A 21,025-nucleotide genomic window follows, 5' to 3' on the forward strand; every position below is an offset into this window, starting at 1 on the left:
CTGCTTTACTTGGCGAGCATCCGATCAAAGGCGCTTTGTGCCGATGCCAAAGCTGTGTCGGCATCCGCCTCCCCCAGGATGACAGAATTGAGCGCAGCATTGATCGGCTGCATCCAACTCCCTCCGACGTCTCCGAAGAAATACGGCATGACGTGGTCGTCCGAGAGGCCCTCAAGAACCACTCGGCTTGTCATCTGTTCCGGCTGGCCGCCCCGCAGCCAAGGGTTGTCAGCCAGACCGGTCCGGCTCGGGAGGGCGAGCCCCTGCTCCAAGACCCACTGCTGGGCCTCCTCTGTTGTCAGGAGCTCGGCGACTTTAGCAGCAGCCCTACTGACCTTCGAGGCGGCGTTGACGGTCCAACCGACGGTAAAGACGATATTGCCTCGTTTGCCGCTTTCAGGGTCTTTCGGCATCCGGACAGTGCCAAGATTCATGTTTGGAGCACTATCGCGCAGGGCGCTGATGATCCAGGCGCCCTCGAGCGCTATGGCAGCCCGCTCGGACGCTAGGCAACCGCCACTCCAGCTTTGACCCGCGTCGGCGGCCATGACGGCGGCCCCGGATTCCACGAGGCCGGTATAGAAATCGAAAGCCCGACGAAACCGCTCATCGAGCACGGTCCTTCCCTGACTATCGAAAGGGGACCAGCCTGTCGCCAGTGCAAAGGCGCCGAACCGGGCATATTCCGGAACGATGCAGAGGCCATCGACCTCCGGAAGAGCCTTGTGCACTGCCACGAGTTTCTCCTGCAGCGTCGTCCACGTATCGTCGTCGCTCGGATAGGCCACCCCCGCATCATCGAAGATATCCTTGTTGAAATGTACCGCCAGCGTGTTGAAGTCCTTCGGGACTGCGTAGAGCTTCCCATCATAGGTGAAGGCCTCGAGGAGATTGGCTGCAAAACCGGAAACGTCCTGCGTTACCGGTGCTGCTTGATCGGCTCCGAATATGGAGCGCGCCCAGAAGATATCGACGTAAAAAAGGTCTGGAGCGGTGCCCGCCGACAGGCCGTTGATAATGAATTGCGAAAAGTCGCCATCAACGGGCTCGTACTTGACCGTGATGCCCTCCTTCGCGAGATCGTCGGCAAGTACGTTGGTCAATAACCCATTGACAATGGCCACCTCGGACCCGCCCCAACCAGACATCCGCACGGTATCGTCGGCGAACGCCGGCGACCCAAGGAGCATGGTCGCCGCGGCAAGGGCTCTCGTAGGACAGAACAGCATATCGGTCCTCCCTCCGATCAGATGGCCACGTAGGAGAGCGGCAAGTACGGGACAAAAGGCGTCCCGCTGATCAGGAGGTAGATAGCTTCGTAAGTGAAAACGTCGAGCGGCACTCCGTTACTCGCCGAAGCAGCAGCCCGTTGGCTCTGCACACACCTTGAACGAAGCTTCGATCAGCGGGCATGCGCTGGCGCTGCTGGGGTTCTTCCTTTCTGGGCCGTATCTACGAGCTGGCCCTCTTATCTCATCTTCGGCTAAACGATTGCCCGCTTTCCTCGTGTCAATTTCCAGCGAACTGCGGCCCTGCCGCATGCGGCACGCTCAGGATGCCGTTCCGGTCGATGGGGCGTCTTGTCGCTCTGGCCTTCAGGGCCGACGACGTCCCGCGCGGTAAACCGGCGCCTGATCTGGTGCTCAATGCCGCGAGCAACCCAGGACTGGCTCCTGATCGCTGCGTGTTCGTCGAGGACTGCTGTAGGCTCCGGTAAAAATTGGCGATCTGGGAATTTTGCTCTGCATCTAGTCGGTCCGCCCAAGCGCATGGAGAAGCCAGACGAGGCCTGTGTCCATCAGCGCCGCCTTCGGCACAACCGCCTGGACGGCGGGCGCGCCAAGTATCAACGGCAGCTTTGCGGTGGCAACTGCGAAGCGCTCCGCGTGCATCTCGACGAAGCGTTTCGGCAAGACACAGATGAGCTGCGTCTTGGTGAGGAGATCGAGCGCCAGCATGAAATTCGGTACAGCCAAGCTCACACGGCGGGAAAGACCATGGCTTTCGAGCAGCTCGTCGACGATGCCCGCGGGGTCGCCCCTAGGCGCGACGAGCAGGTGCTGCATGCGGCAGTAGTTCTCGATCGTCGGTTCTTTCAGGAAGGGATGGCGGCTCCGCGCGGCGACCACGAACTCCTCGTCGTAAAGCGCTTGCGCCGCGAAGCGCGCCGGCAGCTCGTAGAAGGGCGCGATCGCCACATCGATCAGCCGCCCGTCGAGATCGGAAAGTGCCGTCTCCATCTGCATGTGCCGGACGACGAGATCGATACCCGGCGCAGTGCGGGCGATCTCGTCAAGCAGCGGCGGCAGGAAGACCGAGAAGCCATCGGCAGTGCCGATGGTGAAGCGACGGCGGGTGCGCGCCGGATCGAAGGGCTCGGCGGTGGAGATCACGCTTCGCACCCGCGCGAGAATTTCGCCGATCGGCGCCGCCAGCTCCCTGGCGCGCTCGGTCGGCACCACGCCCTTCGGCGTCTTCAGGAACAGCGGATCATTGAGCAGCCTCCGAAGGCGGCCCAGACCGTGGCTGACGGCGGACGCTGAGAGGTTCATCCTTTCCGCAGCGCGGCCGACGTTCCCCTCGTCAATCACCGTTTCAAAGAGCACCAGCAGGTTGAGATCGGTGCGGGATAGATCGATTTCATTCAGCATAATAGTGAAATCATATCACTTCATTCAGCATGAGCAAAGGCGTAGGTCTTCCGGGTGGCGAGGCCGTGCGGTCTCCCAACGGAGGATCAAATGAGCGACTTCATCGGCTACATCGAAGCCCTGGCGCTGCGCAGCTTGCAGCCTGCAGAGAGGCAAGGCCACGCGCCGGCGCCTGCCGATCCGGCCTTCAACACGCGGCTGCGCGAGGCGCTTGCCGGTGAGCACGAGGCGGCGGCCATCATTGGCTTCTGGCGCAAGGCAGGGCCTGCGCGCTGGTTTGCCAAGGAGCCCAAATTCGATCGGGTCTTTCGCGAGGGCTTCCTCGGGTCCCACGAGGCGGCGGCGTGCGGCGAACTCTTGCACTGGACCGCTTCGCCGGAGAAGACGCTGGCGCTCCTCCTTCTCCTCGATCAATTCCCGCGCAACGCCTTTCGCGGCACGCCGCGCATGTACGCCACCGACGCTCTGGCGCTCGGCGTCGCGCGCGCCGCCGTCGACGCGGCTTACGATCTCAAAGGACCGGCCGACCTGCGGCTCTTTTTCTATCTTCCCTTCGCCCATTCGGAAAACCTCGCCCACCAGGAGCGATCGGTCGCGCTTGCCCGTCGCCTCGGCGAGCCGAGCCTTTCGCACGCCAAGGGCCATCGTGACATCATCCGCCGCTTCGGCCGCTTCCCGCACCGGAACCAGATTCTCGGGCGGGCATCGTCGGAGGAGGAGCAGCGGTTTCTGGACGAGGGCGGGTTTGCGGGCTGAGTTTCACGGGCATCTCCGCCATTCATTGCACCATCCGCGGCCGAACCCTGTAGCTGCCGCCAGCTCCCGCTCACTGGCGGTCAACATTCGCTTGAGGCGGTCTTAGCGACACCGTTACAGATTCGTGCCTGCAACTCTCCCCTCGTAAAACGCATAGGGGGCCTGCCGCGGCGCCACGCCGTCGCCGATCTCGACGAAGGCCACTCCCAGTTCGGCAAGTTCGTGTGCCAGCCAGTTGGCGGCTTTTGCCCGACCTGAGAGATAGGTGACGTTTTGTACCGGAGACATGGGTAACACTTTTCGCTTTTTGGGCGGAGGTGTTGATGCCGTGGAAAGAGACTTCGGTAATGGAGGAACGTCTGCGATTTGTCGCCCGGCTGCCGGAGGGCGAAGGCATGAGCGATGTGTGCCGGGAGTTCGGCATCTCGCGCAAGACCGGCCACAAGATCTTCAACCGCTATAAGGAAGACGGCCTGGAAGCGCTGACGGATCGGTCTCGGCGGCCGGTGCGCCATGCCAATCAGTTGCCCGAGCCGGTCGAGGCGATGATCGTGCGCCTCAAGAAGGAGAAGCCGCATTGGGGCGCCAGGAAGATCAGGGAGCTGCTGGTGAAGCGTCTGGCCGGCGATGTGCGCGTGCCGTCCAAGAGCACGGTGCATGCCGTTCTCGACCGGCATGGACTGGTCGCTCATGCCCGCAAAAGACAACGCTTTCGGGCCGAGGGAACACCCCTGTCGCAGGCGCTCATGCCGAACGACCTGTGGTGTGCCGACGTCAAGGGCGAGTTCAAGCTTGGCAATGGCCGATACTGTTACCCGCTGACGGTCACCGACCAGGCGTCACGTTATCTTCTGTGCTGCGAAGCCTTCGAGTCGACCCGCCAACCGGCCCTCTTTGACGCCTTCCGGCGGCTGTTTGCCGAATGTGGCCTGCCTGCCGCGATCAGAAGCGACAATGGCTTGCCATTCGCCAGTCCCAACGGGCTCTACAATCTCTCCAAGCTCTCCGTTTGGTGGCTGCGGCTCGGCATCACGCTTGAGCGCATCAGGCCGGGCCGTCCCCAACAGAACGGCCAGCATGAGCGCATGCACCTGACGCTCAAGAAAGAGGCGACCCGACCACCTGGCAGAAACATCCTCCAGCAACAGGCACGCTTCGACGCTTTTATCAGTGAATCCAATACCGAGCGGCCGCACGAGGCGCTGGAAATGAAGGTGCCGGCTAGTCTCTATGTCTCGTCCTCAAGACCCTGCCAGGGCTTGCCGGAAATCAGCTACCCTTTCCACGACAGAGACGTGCTCGTCACCAATTGCGCCGTATCTGCATCTATCGCAAGAAGATCAACATCTCGACCGTACTGGTAGGACAGAAACTCGGAATCAAGGAAGTCGACGACGGCATTTGGCTCGTCAGCTTCATGCACTATGATCTCGGATATATCGATCTGGAGCAGAGAACTTTGCAAACCATCGACAATCCGTTCGGCACGAGATTGTCACCTATGTCTTAGGTACGATCTGTTACCTATGTCTCCGGTATGCACAAAGAACTGAATGGTAGCGGAGGAGGGATTCGAACCCCCGACACAAGGATTATGATTCCTCTGCTCTAACCTACTGAGCTACTCCGCCGCCGGATGCCGTGGCAGCTTCTTGGCGAAGCCCGTCTCGGCTGGACGGGCGGCTTATAAGGTGCTGTTCCGGCTAGTGTCAAGCAATGTCTTCGGGAAAGTGTGAACTTTTCCTGACACGCCGGATCGAGCTCGTTTAAGCGGCCGCAGGCGCCTGCAGAAGGGCCTGAAGTGCTGCCTCCGCCGCGGGTTCGCGTTCCGATTTGCGGATGAATCCGCCGCCATAGACGCGGGCGTTCTCGCCGGTGCCGGAATAGAGTGCGCAGGCCTGGCCGGGCGCCACGCCCGCCTCGCCGTCGAGGAGCTCGACATAGATGCCGTCGGTGTCACGCCTCATTACCGCCGGTGCCGGCTGGCGGGTGGAGCGGACCTTGGCGAAGCATTCGAAGTCGCGGGCGGCTGCCTCGTCGATTTCCTCGTCGCCCAGCCAGTTGACGTCGCGCAGATAGACGCGGCGGGTCTCCAGCGCCTCCCTCGGCCCAACGATGACGCGGCGCGAGCGGGCGTCGAGATAGACGACATAGAGCGGCTCGCCCGTCGCAACCCCGATGCCGCGCCGCTGGCCGATTGTGTAGTGCAGGATGCCCTCATGCGTGCCGAGCACACGGCCGTCGAGATGGACGATCTCGCCGGCGAGCGCCGCATTCGGCTTCAGCTTCGAGACGATGTCGCTGTACTTGCCCTGCGGCACGAAACAAATATCCTGGCTATCGGCCTTCTTGGCAACGACAAGACCCATCTCCTCGGCGAGCGCGCGCGTCTCCGGCTTGGAGAGGCTGCCGAGCGGAAAGCGCAGGTAGTCGATCTGCTCCTGGGTGGTCGCGAAGAGGAAATAGCTCTGGTCGCGCTCGGCGTCAGTCGGCCGGTAGAGGGCGCGCTGGCCAACATAGCGCGGCTTCGGGCTCGGCCGCGAGCGGATGTAGTGGCCGGTCGCCAGCGCGTCGGCGCCGAGCTCCTTCGCGGTCGCCAGCAGGTCGGCGAACTTGACGGTCTGGTTGCAGGCAACGCATGGAATCGGCGTTTCGCCGGCAATGTAGCTCTCGGCGAAGGGATTGATCACCGTCTCGCGGAAGCGCGCCTCGTAGTCGAGCACATAATGCGGAATGCCCAGAGTCTCGCAGACGCGTCTGGCGTCGTCAATGTCCTGGCCGGCGCAGCAGGAGCCGGCTCGGTGCACCGCCGCACCATGGTCGTAGAGCTGCAGAGTGATGCCGAGAACATCATAGCCTTCGCGTTTGAGCAGCCCCGCGACCACGGAGGAGTCGACACCGCCGGACATGGCGACGACGACACGCGTATCTTCGGGCTTGCGGTCAAAATCGAGACTGTTCACGGGATCCAATCCGGCATCCGGACGCGGCTATCTTTGCCGGCGTCCTGTTTTACCTTGACGCCGCGGGCGCTGATCACAGCTGCGCTGGCGGCCTTCCTTCGGCTTTCTATGCGGCGACATATAGAAACTTGTGCTTCGCGGGGCAAGAGCGCAGGCGGGCCGGCCGCGCGGATGCCGATCAAAGCCGCATCCAGGCCTGCCCTTGACCGGCATTTTCGGCGCTCCAAGATCGCTCAAATTATGAGCAAATCGTTACCGGCCGCTTAGGCAAATGTTAAATGTGGCAAGCTAAGGTCGCCTCCATATGGTCTTGAGTTTGTGTAGAGAGTCCCATGACCGAAATGATGCGTCCACGCGTAAAATATGTCATCGGCCCCGATGGCAGCCCTCTGACGATTGCGGATCTGCCGCCGGCCAACACCCGGCGCTGGGTGATCCGCCGGAAGGCCGAGGTCGTCGCTGCCGTGCGTGGCGGCCTCTTGAGCCTTGAAGAGGCCTGCGAGCGTTACACCCTCACCGTCGAAGAATTCCTGTCCTGGCAGTCCTCCATCAACGACCACGGTCTCGCCGGCCTGCGCACCACCCGTATCCAGCAATATCGCCACTGATCCACCCCTTGACAGGGCCATACGTCGAACCGGCGGCTCGGGACCTTCCCGCAGCCGCCAGTTCCGTTTCGGAGAGGCGCTTCAGCCGAAATCAGCTTTGCTTCACGGGATTATCGCGTAGCATCGGCCCCGGAGTGCGGAGGAAGACGAAGGCGAACCGATGGACATCATTGAGGAGAAAACCGGCGCCAAGGGCCGCTACGCGACGAGCGTCGACGGTCACACCGGCGAAATGACCTATTCGCGGTCGTCGCCGCAGCTCGTGATCATCGACCACACCTTCGTGCCTGACGAATTGCGCGGCAAGGGTGTGGGCCAGGCGCTCGCGAGGCACGCGGTCGAGGAAGCGCGCAAGGGCAGTTGGAAGATCATTCCGCTCTGCCCCTTCATGCGCGCCCAGGTGATGCGTCATCCGGAATGGCAGGACGTTATCCAGGCCTGATCGCCGCCATACTTCGGATGCGCGACCGCCCGCCTCCCGAAAGGGAAGCGGGCGGTTCGTTACTATTTAAGACGAAGGACCTCGCCGCAGTTGCGATCGAGGCCCCGTCAAAGACCGAGCCAACGGCGTCTTCTCAGGCGCGAAGCCGGGTGGACGTATCCCGCTCTTCCAGAGCCGCGGCCTTCGCATATTCGGCCTGAACTCCGGCAAGCGCCAGTTCGGCCGCATCCTGTTGCACCTTCAATTCGCGGATCGACACCTGGAGGTTATCGGCGCGCTGGCGCGCAGCTTTGGCAAAGGTCGGATAGGCAAAATGCGAGGGATCGGCGATCCCCGACTTCTTCTCCTCGAAGACGATCTGGCTTTCGAGTTCCTTGGTCATCCGCTCGAATTCGGACATCATCATCTGAAGCTGGCTCAACTGACGCTGCTTCTCCCGCACCTGAAATTCCTTCAGGCGGGTTAGGCTCTCACGTGCTTTCATACGCAATACTCCCGTGGATAGCGAGACCCCGGTTACCGATTCCTGCGCCCGAATACCGGCCCCACTCGGGCCGGAAACAAAAAACGACTGCGATCTTAACAAATACCTACCGCTGGTAACCTTTCGTTTACGGGCATCATTAATCATAGGTGCGATGATTTAAGGCTCCGTAAATACTGAGGTACGAAATATGGCGCCTTCAGCATTTGCGAGTCGAAAGAGTCAGTTAGCGGCTATTCCTCATCTATCGCATGAAGAATGCCATTTCGAATTCACGTTTGAAATCAGGAGACTGCTAAAAATATTTAACATTTTCGATACACCTTGCCAGAGTGAATCAGAATTTGTTAACCATTTGATGGCAGCCTCCAAATCAGGCAACGACTGGATCCGTATCGCGTAAGGGGGCCATGACGACCTTGGGCGGCGGAAAAGGGGAAGACTATGCGGGTTCTACTGATCGAAGACGACAGCGCGACAGCGCAAAGCATTGAGCTCATGCTCAAGTCCGAGAGTTTCAACGTCTACACCACCGATCTCGGGGAAGAAGGCGTCGATCTCGGCAAGCTTTACGACTACGACATCATTCTCCTCGACCTGAACCTGCCGGACATGTCGGGCTACGAGGTGCTGAGAACGCTGCGCCTGTCGAAAGTCAAGACACCGATCCTCATTCTTTCCGGCATGGCCGGGATCGAAGATAAGGTTCGCGGCCTCGGCTTCGGCGCCGACGACTATATGACCAAGCCTTTCCACAAGGACGAACTGGTGGCGCGCATCCATGCGATCGTGCGCCGTTCCAAGGGCCACGCCCAGTCGATCATCTCGACCGGTGAGCTGATCGTCAATCTCGACGCCAAGACGGTGGAAGTCGGCGGCCAGCGCGTGCACCTGACCGGCAAGGAATACCAGATGCTCGAGCTCCTCTCGCTGCGCAAGGGCACGACGCTCACCAAGGAAATGTTTCTCAACCACCTCTATGGCGGCATGGACGAGCCGGAACTGAAGATTATCGACGTCTTCATCTGCAAGCTGCGCAAGAAACTCGCCAATGCCGCCGGTGGCGCCAACTATATCGAGACGGTCTGGGGCCGCGGCTATGTGCTGCGCGAGCCCGACGGCAACGATTACCTGGAAACCGCCTGATCCCAGCGGCAGGCGCCATCTTCCACATATCGACAGACTTAGACCTACGCGCAGACCCGCCTCACCGGCGGGTTTTTGCTTTCGTGGCGAGGACTTGTGTCTCGCTCCAGAGCGCCCTCGCCTGGTCGGTTGTCGCGAATGCAAAAAGCCGCGGCAAACCGCGGCTGTCATGCTCGGCGATGCACTATGCCAGTGCGTCAGGCGGCCATCGATTGACTGGCGAAGACGCTCGTCAGGATCTTGCGGTCAAAGGGCTTCAACAGGAAATCGTCCGCCCCGGCCCGTTTGCCGGCCATCATCTTCCTGAGATCCGCCTCGACGACGCAATAATAGATGCGCACCGACGCGGCCTCGGGCAGCCGGCGGATATTGGCGATGAGTTCGAGGGCGCCGTCGAGCCCGGAGTCGACGATGAGGATGTTCGGCAGCTCGGCTTCGCAGCGGACAAGCGCCTCGAGGCTGCTCGGCGCTTCGGAAACCAAGAAACCCATTCCCGACAGGATGCGCTTCCCGACCTTCCTCACAACATCCGAGCCATCGGCAATCATCAAGCGCCGCATGTCCAACTCCTTCACGCCTCATCGGACGCGAAGAGGCGTCCATGAACCAGGCTAAATAGATTTGGCAAAGAAACCGTTACCGGCACAGTTGGCCGACGATTTTCATTTCTCGCCCGGCAATAATCCGCCGAGGGGAAAATTTACGCGACCCCCGGCATCCGAAAAAGCGAAAGGTCTCCACCGCGTCGACGGATGGAGACCACTTTTCATGCCACCGGGTGATTGACAGCGCCTGGATCAGGCTCCGGTTCGTGCGGTGAAGACGATCGCCTCGCCGGTCGAGGCCACGTCGATGGCCATGCCGGCCTCCTCGGCGAGCAGCACCGTGTAATAGGGCTGGATGGAATGGGCGTCGACCGCTTCCTCCGGGGTGCCGGAAAGGAGCTCGACCAGCTTCGGCGGGACGCGCATCATCCGCCCCTTGGCGACAAGGGTAAAGATCGCGTCGTACTCCGGGTTCTCTAGGGTGATGTCGATCGAGCCGCCGCGCGGGATCGCACCGTAAGCGATGAGGAACAGGTTCAGCAGCAGCTTGACCCGGTTCTTGGCGATGATCGCCCGCGGCCCGCTCCAGTTGACCTCCGTCTTCTTTTCCGCCGCGGCGAAGTCCTTGGCGGCCTTCTCCGCTTCGCCGGTGTCGATCGAGGCGCCGACCGAGCCGGAGGCGCCGAAGGCAAGCCGCGCGAATTTCAGCCGCACCGAGGCATTGAGCGCGCTGGTGCGGATCAGGTCCATCGCATCGGCGTCGGCGCCGCCCTCGTCCAAGAGTTCGAGGCCGTTGTTGATGGCCCCGACCGGCGAGATGATGTCGTGACAAACCCGACTGCAGAGCAGCGCCGCCAGATCGTGTCCCGTCAACGTCAGGTTCGGATTCTTTGCCATCATTCTTTCCTGTTCCGTTCCATCGAATAACAACACGGGGCGCGATGCCACGTCCGACGACGCTTTTCGCCCGTGCCCGGCATATCCATGCAACCCGCGCCGATCAATAGGCCATAATGACATCACATTTGGTAAACCGATTGTTAAGAGGATCGGTTCAAATTGTCAGGGCACCCCTCGGATTTCGAGTGGAATCACGGAAAGCGGATTGGGTGCACGCGTTCGAGACCCGCGCTGGCCCGCGCAAACGATGCATGAGCTGGTCATGACGGCCGGCCGCGAGCCGCATTCGCGCCTGACGGAGGAAACGATGCAGCCGATCATGAAGGCAACCGCAATGGCCGTCCGCGCCATTCTGACCACGATGCTGCTCATAGGCAGCGCCGTGATGTCCGCCGCGCATGCCCAATCTCCGAATGGAAGCCAGTACACGATGCAGGAGATCGTCGACGCCGGCCACGGCTTCTTCGGCGAGACCTCGGGCGGCCTTGCGAAAGTCGTGGAGCGCGCCTTCGAGCGCTACGGCCTGCCGAACGGCTATATCCTCGGCCAGGAAGGCTCCGGTGCCTTCATCGCCGGCCTCACCTATGGCGAGGGCGAGCTCCACACAAAGAATGTCGGCCAGCACAGTGTCTTCTGGCAGGGCCCGTCCCTTGGGCTCGATTGGGGCGGCCAAGGCAGCCGGGCGATGATGCTCGTCTATAATCTGCCGAGCGTCCCGGCCCTTTACAAGCGCTTCGGCGGCGTCTCCGGCTCTGCCTATGTCGTCGCCGGCGTCGGCATGACGGTGCTGACTGACGAGCACGTCGTCGTCGTGCCGATCCGCACCGGCATCGGCGCAAGGCTCGGCCTCAATGTCGGCTATCTCAAGCTGACGCAGCAGCCGACCTGGAACCCCTTCTGACACCAAAAGGCCGCATGCGAACCTCTGGAATCAGCGAAGGGCGTCCAATCCTGCAGTAATTGTTGCAGCTTTCGAGCTGTCGTGTTTACTGCAGGAGAAGGAAACAACCGCCACCGCATGGATCATCGGATCCGGTCCAGACTGAAACGGCCAGCACGTGATTGAATATGCGCTCCTCTTTGCCCTGGGCTTCTTGACGGCGGCCATCATCGGCCTTCTTGTCGCGCCGGCCATTCAAAGGCGCATCGTCCGCTTCGCCGAGGATCGCCTGAAAGCGACGATGCCGCTGAGCCCCCAGGAGGTTCGCGCCCAAAGGGACGCCGCGCGCGCCACCTATGCCGTTGAGAACGCAAAGATGTCGCAGACGCTCCGCCGCGAACGCGACAAAGGCGTGGCGCTGATGCTGGAAAACGAAAGGGCGCTCAACGAGGCGCGGCGCCTGGCCGGCGAAAACACCGATCTCCACAGGCAGCTTGCCGACATGAATGTCGAGGCCGCCGACATGCGCTCGACCGTCCGCCAGCTCGAGCTGCGGATCGCCGAACTCAGGGCGTCATACGATAACCTGCAACGTGACACCGGCGCCAAGAACGAGACAATCCGCGCCTTGAACAGCCAGATCGACAAACAGGCGGCCGAGCTCGACAATCTGCGCATCGACCTTGCCGCGCGCGAAACGCAGATCGAACATTTGAAGGGCCGGGCCGCGGGGCTGCGCGACGAGCGCGAGGCGCTGCGTGCCGATCTCAAGTCTGAAAACGCCCGGGCTCGCGAAATGGAGCTGCGGCTGGGACGCGAAGAGAACCGCATACGGCAGCTCGAAACCAAGCTCGCCCGCGAAACGGCCGCCAATGCCGACCGCGAGAGCGCGCTTGAGCGGCGGGCGGAAGAAATTGAGCGGCTGAAAACTCGGGTGAAGGCCGCCAACCAGGAAATTCGCGAAGCGGCGAGAGCGGCGGGCGCCAAGCTGTCGAAGCGAGCGGAACAGCACGAGATCGCGACAATGGGTGCTGAGGGCGAAGCGGATGGAGCCTCGCCGGCCCCCGACGTGACCAGCCTCTCGGACGATCTGCGCAACCGCGCGACGGCGCTCACGGAGCGTCTTGTCAATTCGAAATCCCCCACCCATGATGAGGCGCTGCGCGAGGAGGTGGCGGAGATTGCCGCCGGCATGGTGGCGCTCACGGCAATGCGGGAAGGCTCGTCCTCGCCGATCCACGCGCTTCTCGCCCGTGAGGAGACGGGAAGCACGGGAACCCGCAAGAGCTTGGCGAGACGAGCCAAGGAAATGCTGCCGCCCGAATGACGGCGAACGAGCCCGCTTCAGATGCGACCGTTGGCGCCGGCGACCTGATGAAGCGCGATGCCGGCGGCCATCGCCACGTTTAGGCTGTCGAGGCCCGGACGTTGGCGGATTCGCGCGGTGCGGACCGCAGAAAGGATCGCCTGCGGCAGCCCCTCGCCTTCCGTGCCCACCAGCAATGTGGTGCGCGGCGCCGGCGGAATTGCGGTGATGTCGATCTCGCCGCGCGGCGAAAGTCCCCATATCGCGAAGCCTGCCCCCTGAAGCCCTTCGATCAGTTCGGCAGCGGTTCCCTCGCGCACGAATGGCAGCGTCAACACCGATCCGACGGAGACCCGGATCGACTTGCGGTACATCGGGTCGCAGCTTGAGGCGTCCATCAGCACCGCGTCGACGCCGAAGGCGGCTGCATTGCGAAAGAGCGACCCCATATTGTCGTGGTTCGATATGCCACAGGCAGCAAGTACCAGGCTCGCGGCAGGAAGGGCAGCTATGAGGGCATCGCGGCCGGGCATCGCATCGGATCGCCCGAGCGCCAGAACGCCGCGATGCATGTTGAAGCCGGCGATTGCGTCGAACACCCGGGCATCGGCCACGAAGACCGGCACATCGGCGGGGAATTGCGCCAGCAGCTCTGCGAGGCCGGCGATCCGATTTTCGAGCAGCAGGATTGCCTCGGCGGTGATGCCGCGCCCTGAGCGGTGCGCGGCCGCCAGCATGCGCAGGACGACCGTCCCTTCGGCGATGAAGCCGCTCTGCCGACCGGTCAGATCCCGCTCCTTGATCGACATGAACGCAGCGATGCGGGGGTCCGTCGGGTCCTCGATGCGGATCGGCGCTACGGCAGCCATCGCGTCACTGCGTCCTGACGGTGACATCCGCGACGATGCGCCCTGCTCTGATGTCGAAGACAATCGCCCGTGGTTCGGCGCCCGGCAGGCTGCCATAGAACAGCAGTTGCGAACCGGAAAGCGCCACATCAGTCACGGAGAAGTCGGCCGGCAGCGCCGCAATCGCGGTCAGCGGTGCTTCGCCAGGCACGCTGACTGCCGACAACGCCGCCTCCGCAGCGCCGTCGCTGCGCGTCAGCTTATAGACAATCGCCCCGAGGACGGCCATAAGCATGATCAGCATCACGCCGGCCGAAACGAGCTGCAGGCGCACCATCTTGCGGCGGACATTCTCCATCGCCGGGTCAAGCGGCTTGTCTTCCTGTTCATCGGTCTCGATCGCAGTCATGGCTGGCTTTCTATCGGAATTGAAACGGAATGAACGATCCCTTTAAACAAGCAACCGGCAATAGGAAAGTCCTGAGGGCCGACGAGAATGCCGCCGGGCGGCTGGACGCCTTTCTGACGGAGGCGCTCTCGGGCGAATTTTCGCGCAATCGCATCAAGGCGCTGATCGAGCAGGGAGCCGTTTCGATCAATGGAGCGACAGTGCTCGAGCCGAAGAAAAAGGTTCACCCGGGCGACAGCTTCGAGATTGTCTTGCCCGCCCCCGAGGACCCCGAGCCGAAGGGCGAGGATATCCCGCTCGACGTTCTTTACGAGGATGATGATCTGATCGTGCTGGTGAAACCGGCCGGTCTCGTCGTCCACCCGGGTGCCGGCAACTGGACGGGAACGCTCGTCAACGCCCTCATTCACCATTGCGGCGACAGTCTTTCCGGCATCGGTGGCGTCAGGCGACCCGGCATCGTCCACCGGCTGGACAAGGAAACGAGCGGCGTCATGGTCGTAGCGAAGAACGATACCGCCCATCGGCACCTCTCCGACCAGTTTGCCGATCACGGCCGGACCGGACCCTTGGAACGCGCCTACCAGGCGGTCGTCTGGGGGCGTCCCTGGCAGTTGAAAGGTACGATCAATGCGGCGCTCGGTCGGGCCGGCGACCGGACGAAACGAGCCGTCAAGCGCGAGGAAAGCGATGACGCGCGCGAGGCGATCACCCATTACGAGGTGGTCGAACGCTACCACGAGAAGCCGGACGGCACCTGCCTCGCTTCCACCGTCGAATGCCACCTGGAGACCGGCCGGACGCACCAGATCCGCGTCCATATGGCCCATATCGGCCATCCGCTGATCGGCGATCCCGACTATGGCGCCGCTTTCCGGACCAAGGCGAATCTGCTGCCGGAAGCCGCCAAGAGCGTGGTCAACCGCTTCTCCCGGCAGGCGCTGCATGCCTTCATGCTACAGTTCGAGCATCCGTCCAGCGGTGACACGATGCATTTCGAAGCACCCATGCCCGTGGACATACAGGAACTGGTCGCCGCGCTTCGCGCCGAAGCGTGACAGGGTCTTGAAATTGTTGCGAAGAATTCCGATCTTAAGGGCGCTTCAATAGGAAACCTCCTTTCCTCCGGTCTCACGATAGCGTGAAACCGGACTCCTTGAATCATGCTTTCGCCGTACTTATCTTCTAGCCTCGTGGGGTCTAGACGAAGACCCACGCCCGGCCTGCCGTCCGGAGGCCGGAGATCCACAAAGGGGGTGCTTCATGGCCCGCAACACGTTGCCGTCCATTGCCGCTGGAGAGGGCGGTCTCAACCGTTACCTCGACGAAATCCGCAAATTTCCGATGCTCGAGCCGCAGGAAGAGTACATGCTCGCCAAGCGGTATCAGGAGCATGACGACCGCAGCGCCGCTCACAAGCTGGTGACGAGCCATCTGCGCCTCGTTGCCAAGATCGCCATGGGTTACCGCGGCTACGGCCTGCCGATCGGCGAAGTCATGTCGGAAGGCAATGTCGGCCTGATGCAGGCTGTCAAGAAATTCGAGCCCGATCGCGGCTTCCGCCTGGCGACCTATGCGATGTGGTGGATCAAGGCGGCCATTCAGGAGTACATCCTGCGCTCGTGGTCGCTGGTGAAAATGGGCACGACCGCCAACCAGAAGCGCCTGTTCTTCAATCTTCGGCGGCTCAAGGGCCGAATCCAGGCTCTCGACGAAGGCGACCTCAAGCCGGAGCAGGTGAAGGAAATCGCCACTACCCTCAAGGTCAGCGAGGACGAGGTCGTTTCCATGAATCGGCGCCTGTCCGGCGACGCGTCACTCAACGCGCCGATCAAGGCCAGCGAAGGCGACTCCGGACAGTGGCAGGATTGGCTCGTCGACGAGCACGACAATCAGGAGGAAATCCTGATCGAGCAGGACGAGCTCGACAGCCGCCGCGCGCTGCTCGCCAGCGCCATGAAGGTCTTGAACGATCGCGAGCGCCGTATTTTCGAGGCGCGCCGGCTGACCGAAGAACCGGTGACGCTCGAAGATCTCTCGACCGAGTTCGACATCAGCCGCGAGCGTGTCCGCCAGATCGAGGTCCGCGCCTTCGAGAAGGTGCAGGAAGCGGTCCGCAAGGCGGCTCTCGAGCGCGCCAACGCCCTACGGGTTGTCGAGGGCGCCTGATCGGCTTCTCCCCGTCAAGAACGAACAAAAGCCCCGGCTGGACGCCTCCAGCCGGGGCTTTTGTTTCGTCTCCATATCCCTGCTCTACTGGCCGCTCGCCGCCGCCGCGCTGCCGAGTGAACTCCAGGCCTGCATGGCCTTGTTGAATGCCTCGATGCCGCTTGCCCCTTTCTCGAGGGTGAGCAGGGCGCGCCGTCCGTTGCGATAGGTGATCGGGATGTCGATCCAGCTGCGGCTGCGCAGCAGCTCGGTGTTGTTGCCGACGGCTTCCGCGAAGTCGTTGAGCGCGATCATATGAAAGTCGTCGGTGATCTTCGCCGGTACGGCGATGAGCGGGTCGCCGCGATCCTGCTCCGTGCGCTTCATCGAAACACGCTGGACGCCCTCGATGCTGCCGCCCTCGAAGTTTTCGGGCAGCGAGAAGACGAATTCGATCACATGACTTGCCGGCAGTGAGGGATCAACATTGCGCTTGATCGTCATCAGCGCCGTCAACGCACGGTCGGGCACGGTGATCTGGGCCTGGATCGCCGGCTCGGGCTTGGCGTCGCCACCGGGCGATTCCTCCTTGATGGACCAGGCGACGGCGCCGGGGACGGCCGTGGGCGAGGATTGGCCAAGCCGCTCCTCATAGAGGAACATCTTCTCGCCGTCGGCGATGGATACCTCGGTTTGGGGCGCTCCGCCGTCCTGGTTGGGTGCAGCCGGAGGGGTCTGGGCGGCCGCCTGCTGGCCTCCCGTCGCGGCGCTCGGCGGTTGGCCGGCCTCCGTCTGAGGGGCGACCGACTTGCCCTCCTGCGATATTTCGGTTTCGTTCGCGCCCGAAGGACCCTCGTCGCGTTCGGATCCATCGGCAAGCAGACGCTGCGTAAACTTGCTCGATTTGTCCTCCGGCAGCGCCGTACCCTCCTGCGTTCCGGACTGTTCGCCCGGCTGCACGGCGGGCTCGCCCTCGCCGGTTGGCGGCGTTTGAGTCTCGGGGCCGGCGGGGATGATTTTCGCGAGCATGGCAGAGAGCCAGGCATTGCCCGCTTCCCTGTTTACCCAATAGGCAAAGCCGCCACCGCCGAGGAGAAGCAGAATCACCGCGCCAATTGCCAGGCTCTTTATACCGAATCGGGACGGCTTGGGGGAAACGCGGTAGGAGGCAGGGCGCGGGGACGCCGCCACCGGCGCCACATCGCTGCCGTCCTCCTCCTTGGCGGCCGCGGCCGCGCCGTTCGCCTTCCGGCCGGCCTCCTCGAGGCTGAGCAGGTCGTCGATATGATCCCACGCCGTGCCCGCGCGGTCCTCTTCGTTCGAAGCGGCCGGCGCCTTCTCTACGGGCCAGGCCCATTCCGAGACGTCCGGTTCGGCCGGCTTGTCCTTCTTGGCCTCGGTTGGCGCGGCGAAGGGATCGCTGTCGTCGAAGGACCAGGCCTGCGCCGTCTCCGCCTCGCCGGCCCGGTGGGCGGGTTGGCTTGTCTCTGGCTCGACCGGATGCATGCCGAGCCGCTCCGGCTCGGCTGCTTCGTCGCGGGGCACCTCTGGCGCCGGCGGCTCCTCGCTAGGCCCTGCAACAGGCGGTGCATCTTCCCACTCCGGCAGCGCCCATTCGGAGGAATCCTGTTTCGCCGGCGCTGCCTCAGTCGGCGGAGCTTCTTCGCTCACCGGTTCTTGCGGTGCCCCCGGTTCTTCTGGGCTCACCGATTCCACGGGTTCCGGCTCGGCCCTGGGCTCGCCGCGATCAAATTCCTCGGCCTCGGCCTCTGGCGCGCTCGCCTCTCCGGCGGGCGCCTGCTGCCAGGTTTCGACTTCCTCGGCGGCCGGCTGCTCCTCTGCCGGCGCGCCCCACTGCGGCTCGGTCGGGACGGCCTCCGGCTCTTCGCTTACCGCGGGCGGCTCCTGATATTGCTCGGCCGAGGCGGCCTCGTGGGCAGGCTCGGCTTCCCGGTGATCCGGCGCCTCATGCTCGGCGACCGAAGAGACGTCGTCGGCCGGAGCCGGTTCTTCGAAGAGTTGCTGGGCTTCCGGCGCCGCTTCCTCGATGTGTTCCCCGGCTGCGACCTGCTCAGGCTCGGCTGCGACCTGCTCAGGCCCGGCTGCGGCCTGCTCAGGCTCGGCCGGCACCGGTACCGGCTTCGGCTCTGCCGAAACTGGAACGGCAGGCTCCTCTTCGGCGGGCGCTTCGACGGCATCCGGCTCGAGCACGTCGGTCTTCTCGAGCGCTTCGGTCTCTTCGACTGCCGGCAAAGCCTCTGCGTGCTCGCTTTCGACCTCGGAAATTGCCAGTTCCAGCTTGTTCAGCTGCCGGTTGATCATGTCGTCCGATGGCCGCGGGGTCATGTTCTCGAGTTGGCGGCGCACCGCACTGCGTGCCTTCTCGTAGACCCTGCCCCGCATTTCGGGTGTGTTTTCCGACAGGCCGTCAACGGTCCTGCGAATAACTGCAACAAAATCCGCCATCAGATGCTTTCTCAAATCCTAGTCATGCAGCCGCAATGCGGCGCGGCTTCCTTGCGCCGACACTAGTCCTCAAAAGGGTCGGTCACAAGTATTGTGTCGTCGCGCTCCGGGCTCGTCGAAAGAAGCGCGACCGGCGCGCCGATCAGTTCCTCGACCTGGCGAACGTACTTGATCGCCTGTGCCGGAAGTTCAGCCCAGCTGCGGGCTCCGACTGTCGATTCCTTCCAGCCTTCAAGTGTAATGTAGACTGGCTTTACCGAAGCTTGCTGTGCCTGACTTGCGGGAAGATGATCGATCTGCTGTCCATCCAGAGTATAGCCGACGCAGATCTTCAGCTCCTCGAGGCCATCGAGCACGTCGAGCTTGGTCAGCGCGATGCCGGTGATGCCGTTGGCGGCGACCGACTGGCGCACCAGGGCGGCATCGAACCAGCCGCAACGGCGCTTGCGACCCGTGACCGTTCCGAATTCGTGACCGCGCTCGCCGAGGAACTGGCCGACCTTGTCATTGAGTTCGGTCGGAAACGGCCCTTCGCCGACGCGGGTCGTATAGGCCTTGGTGATCCCGAGAATATAGCCGAGCGAGCCCGGTCCCATGCCGGAACCGGCGGCCGCTTGCCCGGCAACCGTGTTCGACGAGGTGACGAAGGGATAGGTGCCGTGGTCGATGTCGAGAAGCGTGCCCTGCGCGCCCTCGAACAGGATGCGCGCGCCCTTGCGGCGCTCCTTGTCGAGCAGCAGCCAGACCGTGTCCATGAACGGCAGCACGCGTGCGGCGACGGAGGAGAGTTCGTCCATGATCGCCTGGTGGCTGATTTCCGCCTCGCCCAGACCGCGGCGCAGCGCGTTATGGTGCGTCAGCAGCCGGTCGACCTTGGCCGGCAGCGTGTCAAGGTCGCCGAGATCCATGACGCGGATGGCGCGGCGGCCGACCTTGTCCTCATAGGCCGGGCCGATGCCGCGGCGCGTCGTGCCGATCTTTGTGCCGCTGTTCGAGGCGGCGTCCTCGCGGAAACCGTCGAGCTCGCGATGCAGCGACAGGATGAGCGTGGCATTGTCGGCAATGCGCAGGTTGTCGGGCGTGATCTTGACGCCCTGATTGCCGAGCTTGTCGATTTCCGCGATGAGCGCATGCGGATCGATGACGACGCCATTGCCGATGACGGCAAGCTTGCCGGGGCGCACGACGCCGGAGGGAAGCAGCGACAGCTTGTAGCTGACACCGTCGATCACCAGGGTATGGCCGGCATTGTGGCCACCCTGGAAGCGTACGACGATATCGGCGCGCTCCGAGAGCCAATCCACGATCTTGCCTTTGCCTTCGTCACCCCATTGGGATCCGACCACCACGACGTTCGTCATAATTCTCTTCCTGTTCACGCGCGCACGAGGATGTTGCGCTGTTCTCAAACCCGCGCATCTATACTGTGTTGTCTTTCGGAAAGCGACCCCGTTATGCCCGAGGACGGGCCCTTTTTGCATGACAAGCTATGGCGTTAGCGCCTATACCTGGACACTCTCCCGCCGGTTCGGCAATCCATCCTACCTTCCCAATGCGGATCGCAGCACCGTGAATTCCAGAGCCTATTTCTATCTCGCCATCACCGCGCTTTTCTGGGGCGGTAATTCGGTTGCCGGCAAGATGGCCGTCGGGCACGTCAGCCCGATGATGTTGACGACGCTGCGCTGGCTGGTCGCCGTCATCGTCATTCTTGCTCTGATGACGCCGCAGATCCGCCGCGACTGGGACAAGATCCGCCACCACTGGCTGCAGTTGATTGCCTATGGCGCCGTCGGCTTCACGATGTTCAATGCCTTCCTCTATTCGGCGGTGAAATATACGAGCGCTATCAACGCCGTTATCCTGCAGGCCGGCATTCCAATGCTGATCTTTCTGTTCAATTTCGCCTTCTTCCGGACGAAGGCTTCGATCGCGCAGATCGTCGGCTTCACCGTGACTCTGATCGGCGTGCTCATCACCGCCGCCCACGGCGACCTCACCAGCTTGATGCGGCTGCAGTTCAATTTCGGCGACGGGCTGATGATTCTCGCCTGCATCGTTTATGCGGTCTATACGGTCACCTTGCGCTGGAAGCCGACGATGCATTGGCAGAGCTTCATCGCCGCGCCGGCTTTCGGGGCGCTCCTGAGCTCTATCCCGTTGCTCATCTGGGAAGCCTGGAAAGACAGCGCGATCGTGCCGGACGCCACCGGCTGGGCGATCGTTCTCTATGCCGCGATTTTTCCGTCGTTGATGTCTCAGGTTCTCTATGTGCGTGGTGTCGAAATGATCGGCGCCAATCGCGCCGGCCTGTTCATCAATGCGATCCCGGTCTACGGAACTTTGCTCTCCGTCCTGCTCGTCGGCGAGACGTTCCACCCTTTCCACCTGGTGGCATTGCTGCTCGTCCTCGGCGGCATCGCGATCGCCGAAAGGGGGCGCCCTAAGCTGCCGCACTGACAGCACACGATAT

The 21,025-nt window shown here is 62.6% G+C and carries 21 protein-coding genes and 1 tRNA gene; 10 read left to right on the forward strand and 12 right to left on the reverse strand.

Annotation, left to right across the window (positions count from 1 at the left end; translation table 11 throughout):
* Nucleotides 1-5: 5 nt before the first annotated feature.
* Nucleotides 6-1,229 (reverse strand): extracellular solute-binding protein, encoded by a 1,224-nt coding sequence (locus USDA257_RS25210; protein WP_014765812.1) that lies wholly within the window; start codon nucleotides 1,227-1,229, stop codon nucleotides 6-8.
* 519 nt (nucleotides 1,230-1,748) lie between these two features.
* On the reverse strand, nucleotides 1,749-2,651 hold the full coding sequence (locus USDA257_RS25215) for a LysR family transcriptional regulator (protein WP_014765813.1): 903 nt from the start codon (nucleotides 2,649-2,651) through the stop codon (nucleotides 1,749-1,751).
* A 90-nt stretch (nucleotides 2,652-2,741) separates the two neighbouring features.
* Between USDA257_RS25215 and USDA257_RS25220 the strand changes: the two genes are divergently transcribed.
* On the forward strand, nucleotides 2,742-3,407 hold the full coding sequence (locus USDA257_RS25220; protein ID WP_014765814.1) for a DUF924 family protein: 666 nt from the start codon (nucleotides 2,742-2,744) through the stop codon (nucleotides 3,405-3,407).
* A 114-nt stretch (nucleotides 3,408-3,521) separates the two neighbouring features.
* Here USDA257_RS25220 and USDA257_RS36965 read toward each other — a convergent pair whose 3' ends face one another.
* A complete protein-coding gene (locus tag USDA257_RS36965) occupies nucleotides 3,522-3,695 on the reverse strand; it encodes a hypothetical protein (RefSeq protein ID WP_153297036.1) in 174 nt (57 codons plus the stop codon).
* Between the two features lie 35 nt (nucleotides 3,696-3,730).
* Between USDA257_RS36965 and USDA257_RS25225 the strand changes: the two genes are divergently transcribed.
* Nucleotides 3,731-4,771 carry an IS481 family transposase gene (locus tag USDA257_RS25225; protein ID WP_014765815.1) on the forward strand — a complete coding sequence of 347 codons (1,041 nt, stop codon included), beginning with the start codon at nucleotides 3,731-3,733 and terminating at the stop codon, nucleotides 4,769-4,771.
* A gap of 190 nt (nucleotides 4,772-4,961) precedes the next feature.
* On the opposite strand, the gene USDA257_RS25230 is transcribed toward USDA257_RS25225, so the two are convergent.
* Nucleotides 4,962-5,038 (reverse strand) — tRNA-Met (locus tag USDA257_RS25230).
* A 135-nt stretch (nucleotides 5,039-5,173) separates the two neighbouring features.
* Entirely contained in the window at nucleotides 5,174-6,370 is a 1,197-nt protein-coding gene (gene mnmA, locus USDA257_RS25235; protein ID WP_048657516.1) for a tRNA 2-thiouridine(34) synthase MnmA, read from the reverse strand.
* Nucleotides 6,371-6,702: 332 nt separating this feature from the next.
* Here mnmA and sciP point away from each other — a divergent pair, with 332 nt between their 5' ends.
* Both sciP and USDA257_RS25245 read left to right on the forward strand, forming a co-directional pair.
* Entirely contained in the window at nucleotides 6,703-6,978 is a 276-nt protein-coding gene (sciP, locus tag USDA257_RS25240; RefSeq protein ID WP_003527546.1) for a CtrA inhibitor SciP, read from the forward strand.
* Nucleotides 6,979-7,138: 160 nt separating this feature from the next.
* Nucleotides 7,139-7,420: a GNAT family N-acetyltransferase gene (locus USDA257_RS25245; RefSeq protein ID WP_014765817.1), complete on the forward strand. Its 282-nt coding sequence runs from the start codon at nucleotides 7,139-7,141 to the stop codon at nucleotides 7,418-7,420.
* A gap of 133 nt (nucleotides 7,421-7,553) precedes the next feature.
* Here USDA257_RS25245 and USDA257_RS25250 read toward each other — a convergent pair whose 3' ends face one another.
* On the reverse strand, nucleotides 7,554-7,904 hold the full coding sequence (locus USDA257_RS25250; protein ID WP_014765818.1) for a hypothetical protein: 351 nt from the start codon (nucleotides 7,902-7,904) through the stop codon (nucleotides 7,554-7,556).
* A 444-nt stretch (nucleotides 7,905-8,348) separates the two neighbouring features.
* Between USDA257_RS25250 and ctrA the strand changes: the two genes are divergently transcribed.
* The gene (gene ctrA / locus USDA257_RS25255; protein WP_014329644.1) at nucleotides 8,349-9,050 is read left to right on the forward strand and encodes a response regulator transcription factor CtrA; all 702 of its coding nucleotides are present in this window, start codon (nucleotides 8,349-8,351) and stop codon (nucleotides 9,048-9,050) included.
* Nucleotides 9,051-9,247: 197 nt separating this feature from the next.
* Here the strand turns inward: ctrA and USDA257_RS25260 are convergent, their stop codons facing one another.
* Nucleotides 9,248-9,610, reverse strand: a complete 363-nt coding sequence (locus USDA257_RS25260) for a response regulator (protein WP_014765819.1) — start codon at nucleotides 9,608-9,610, stop codon at nucleotides 9,248-9,250.
* Between the two features lie 237 nt (nucleotides 9,611-9,847).
* Nucleotides 9,848-10,492, reverse strand: a complete 645-nt coding sequence (chpT, locus tag USDA257_RS25265; RefSeq protein WP_041414660.1) for a histidine phosphotransferase ChpT — start codon at nucleotides 10,490-10,492, stop codon at nucleotides 9,848-9,850.
* A 310-nt stretch (nucleotides 10,493-10,802) separates the two neighbouring features.
* On the opposite strand from chpT, the gene USDA257_RS25270 reads away from it, so the two are divergent.
* Together USDA257_RS25270 and USDA257_RS25275 are read left to right on the forward strand one after the other, a co-directional pair.
* Nucleotides 10,803-11,396, forward strand: a complete 594-nt coding sequence (locus USDA257_RS25270) for a DUF1134 domain-containing protein (RefSeq protein WP_048657517.1) — start codon at nucleotides 10,803-10,805, stop codon at nucleotides 11,394-11,396.
* Nucleotides 11,397-11,553: 157 nt separating this feature from the next.
* Nucleotides 11,554-12,702: a hypothetical protein gene (locus tag USDA257_RS25275; RefSeq protein WP_014765822.1), complete on the forward strand. Its 1,149-nt coding sequence runs from the start codon at nucleotides 11,554-11,556 to the stop codon at nucleotides 12,700-12,702.
* 17 nt (nucleotides 12,703-12,719) lie between these two features.
* Here USDA257_RS25275 and USDA257_RS25280 read toward each other — a convergent pair whose 3' ends face one another.
* Both USDA257_RS25280 and USDA257_RS25285 read right to left on the reverse strand, forming a co-directional pair.
* Nucleotides 12,720-13,550, reverse strand: a complete 831-nt coding sequence (locus tag USDA257_RS25280; protein WP_014765823.1) for a TrmH family RNA methyltransferase — start codon at nucleotides 13,548-13,550, stop codon at nucleotides 12,720-12,722.
* A 4-nt stretch (nucleotides 13,551-13,554) separates the two neighbouring features.
* Nucleotides 13,555-13,938 carry a hypothetical protein gene (locus USDA257_RS25285; protein ID WP_014765824.1) on the reverse strand — a complete coding sequence of 128 codons (384 nt, stop codon included), beginning with the start codon at nucleotides 13,936-13,938 and terminating at the stop codon, nucleotides 13,555-13,557.
* Between the two features lie 29 nt (nucleotides 13,939-13,967).
* Between USDA257_RS25285 and USDA257_RS25290 the strand changes: the two genes are divergently transcribed.
* The gene (locus USDA257_RS25290; RefSeq protein WP_014765825.1) at nucleotides 13,968-14,996 is read left to right on the forward strand and encodes an RluA family pseudouridine synthase; all 1,029 of its coding nucleotides are present in this window, start codon (nucleotides 13,968-13,970) and stop codon (nucleotides 14,994-14,996) included.
* Between the two features lie 205 nt (nucleotides 14,997-15,201).
* The gene (gene rpoH / locus USDA257_RS25295) at nucleotides 15,202-16,107 is read left to right on the forward strand and encodes an RNA polymerase sigma factor RpoH (protein ID WP_014765826.1); all 906 of its coding nucleotides are present in this window, start codon (nucleotides 15,202-15,204) and stop codon (nucleotides 16,105-16,107) included.
* 84 nt (nucleotides 16,108-16,191) lie between these two features.
* Here rpoH and USDA257_RS25300 read toward each other — a convergent pair whose 3' ends face one another.
* Both USDA257_RS25300 and USDA257_RS25305 read right to left on the reverse strand, forming a co-directional pair.
* A complete protein-coding gene (locus tag USDA257_RS25300; protein ID WP_014765827.1) occupies nucleotides 16,192-18,552 on the reverse strand; it encodes a membrane protein in 2,361 nt (786 codons plus the stop codon).
* A 62-nt stretch (nucleotides 18,553-18,614) separates the two neighbouring features.
* Nucleotides 18,615-19,913: an adenylosuccinate synthase gene (locus USDA257_RS25305; protein ID WP_014765828.1), complete on the reverse strand. Its 1,299-nt coding sequence runs from the start codon at nucleotides 19,911-19,913 to the stop codon at nucleotides 18,615-18,617.
* A 208-nt stretch (nucleotides 19,914-20,121) separates the two neighbouring features.
* Between USDA257_RS25305 and USDA257_RS25310 the strand changes: the two genes are divergently transcribed.
* On the forward strand, nucleotides 20,122-21,012 hold the full coding sequence (locus tag USDA257_RS25310) for a DMT family transporter (RefSeq protein WP_041415613.1): 891 nt from the start codon (nucleotides 20,122-20,124) through the stop codon (nucleotides 21,010-21,012).
* The last annotated feature ends 13 nt before the right edge of the window (nucleotides 21,013-21,025 follow it).

This window comes from Sinorhizobium fredii USDA 257, from assembly GCF_000265205.3.
In the GTDB taxonomy this organism is placed as follows: domain Bacteria; phylum Pseudomonadota; class Alphaproteobacteria; order Rhizobiales; family Rhizobiaceae; genus Sinorhizobium; species Sinorhizobium fredii_B.

What these genes read in the sequence shown, in the direction of transcription:
- USDA257_RS25280 (WP_014765823.1), bottom strand. Translation starts at nt 13,550, where the DNA reads ATGGCTGCCGTAGCGCCGATCCGCATCGAGGACCCGACGGACCCCCGC.
- USDA257_RS25220 (WP_014765814.1), top strand. Translation starts at nt 2,742, where the DNA reads ATGAGCGACTTCATCGGCTACATCGAAGCCCTGGCGCTGCGCAGCTTG.
- USDA257_RS25245 (WP_014765817.1), top strand. Translation starts at nt 7,139, where the DNA reads ATGGACATCATTGAGGAGAAAACCGGCGCCAAGGGCCGCTACGCGACG.
- USDA257_RS25260 (WP_014765819.1), bottom strand. Translation starts at nt 9,610, where the DNA reads ATGCGGCGCTTGATGATTGCCGATGGCTCGGATGTTGTGAGGAAGGTC.
- USDA257_RS25285 (WP_014765824.1), bottom strand. Translation starts at nt 13,938, where the DNA reads ATGACTGCGATCGAGACCGATGAACAGGAAGACAAGCCGCTTGACCCG.
- sciP (WP_003527546.1), top strand. Translation starts at nt 6,703, where the DNA reads ATGACCGAAATGATGCGTCCACGCGTAAAATATGTCATCGGCCCCGAT.
- ctrA (WP_014329644.1), top strand. Translation starts at nt 8,349, where the DNA reads ATGCGGGTTCTACTGATCGAAGACGACAGCGCGACAGCGCAAAGCATT.
- USDA257_RS25270 (WP_048657517.1), top strand. Translation starts at nt 10,803, where the DNA reads ATGCAGCCGATCATGAAGGCAACCGCAATGGCCGTCCGCGCCATTCTG.
- chpT (WP_041414660.1), bottom strand. Translation starts at nt 10,492, where the DNA reads ATGGCAAAGAATCCGAACCTGACGTTGACGGGACACGATCTGGCGGCG.
- USDA257_RS25225 (WP_014765815.1), top strand. Translation starts at nt 3,731, where the DNA reads ATGCCGTGGAAAGAGACTTCGGTAATGGAGGAACGTCTGCGATTTGTC.
- rpoH (WP_014765826.1), top strand. Translation starts at nt 15,202, where the DNA reads ATGGCCCGCAACACGTTGCCGTCCATTGCCGCTGGAGAGGGCGGTCTC.
- USDA257_RS25215 (WP_014765813.1), bottom strand. Translation starts at nt 2,651, where the DNA reads ATGCTGAATGAAATCGATCTATCCCGCACCGATCTCAACCTGCTGGTG.
- USDA257_RS25250 (WP_014765818.1), bottom strand. Translation starts at nt 7,904, where the DNA reads ATGAAAGCACGTGAGAGCCTAACCCGCCTGAAGGAATTTCAGGTGCGG.
- USDA257_RS25305 (WP_014765828.1), bottom strand. Translation starts at nt 19,913, where the DNA reads ATGACGAACGTCGTGGTGGTCGGATCCCAATGGGGTGACGAAGGCAAA.
- USDA257_RS25210 (WP_014765812.1), bottom strand. Translation starts at nt 1,229, where the DNA reads ATGCTGTTCTGTCCTACGAGAGCCCTTGCCGCGGCGACCATGCTCCTT.
- USDA257_RS25290 (WP_014765825.1), top strand. Translation starts at nt 13,968, where the DNA reads ATGAACGATCCCTTTAAACAAGCAACCGGCAATAGGAAAGTCCTGAGG.
- USDA257_RS25300 (WP_014765827.1), bottom strand. Translation starts at nt 18,552, where the DNA reads ATGGCGGATTTTGTTGCAGTTATTCGCAGGACCGTTGACGGCCTGTCG.
- USDA257_RS36965 (WP_153297036.1), bottom strand. Translation starts at nt 3,695, where the DNA reads ATGTCTCCGGTACAAAACGTCACCTATCTCTCAGGTCGGGCAAAAGCC.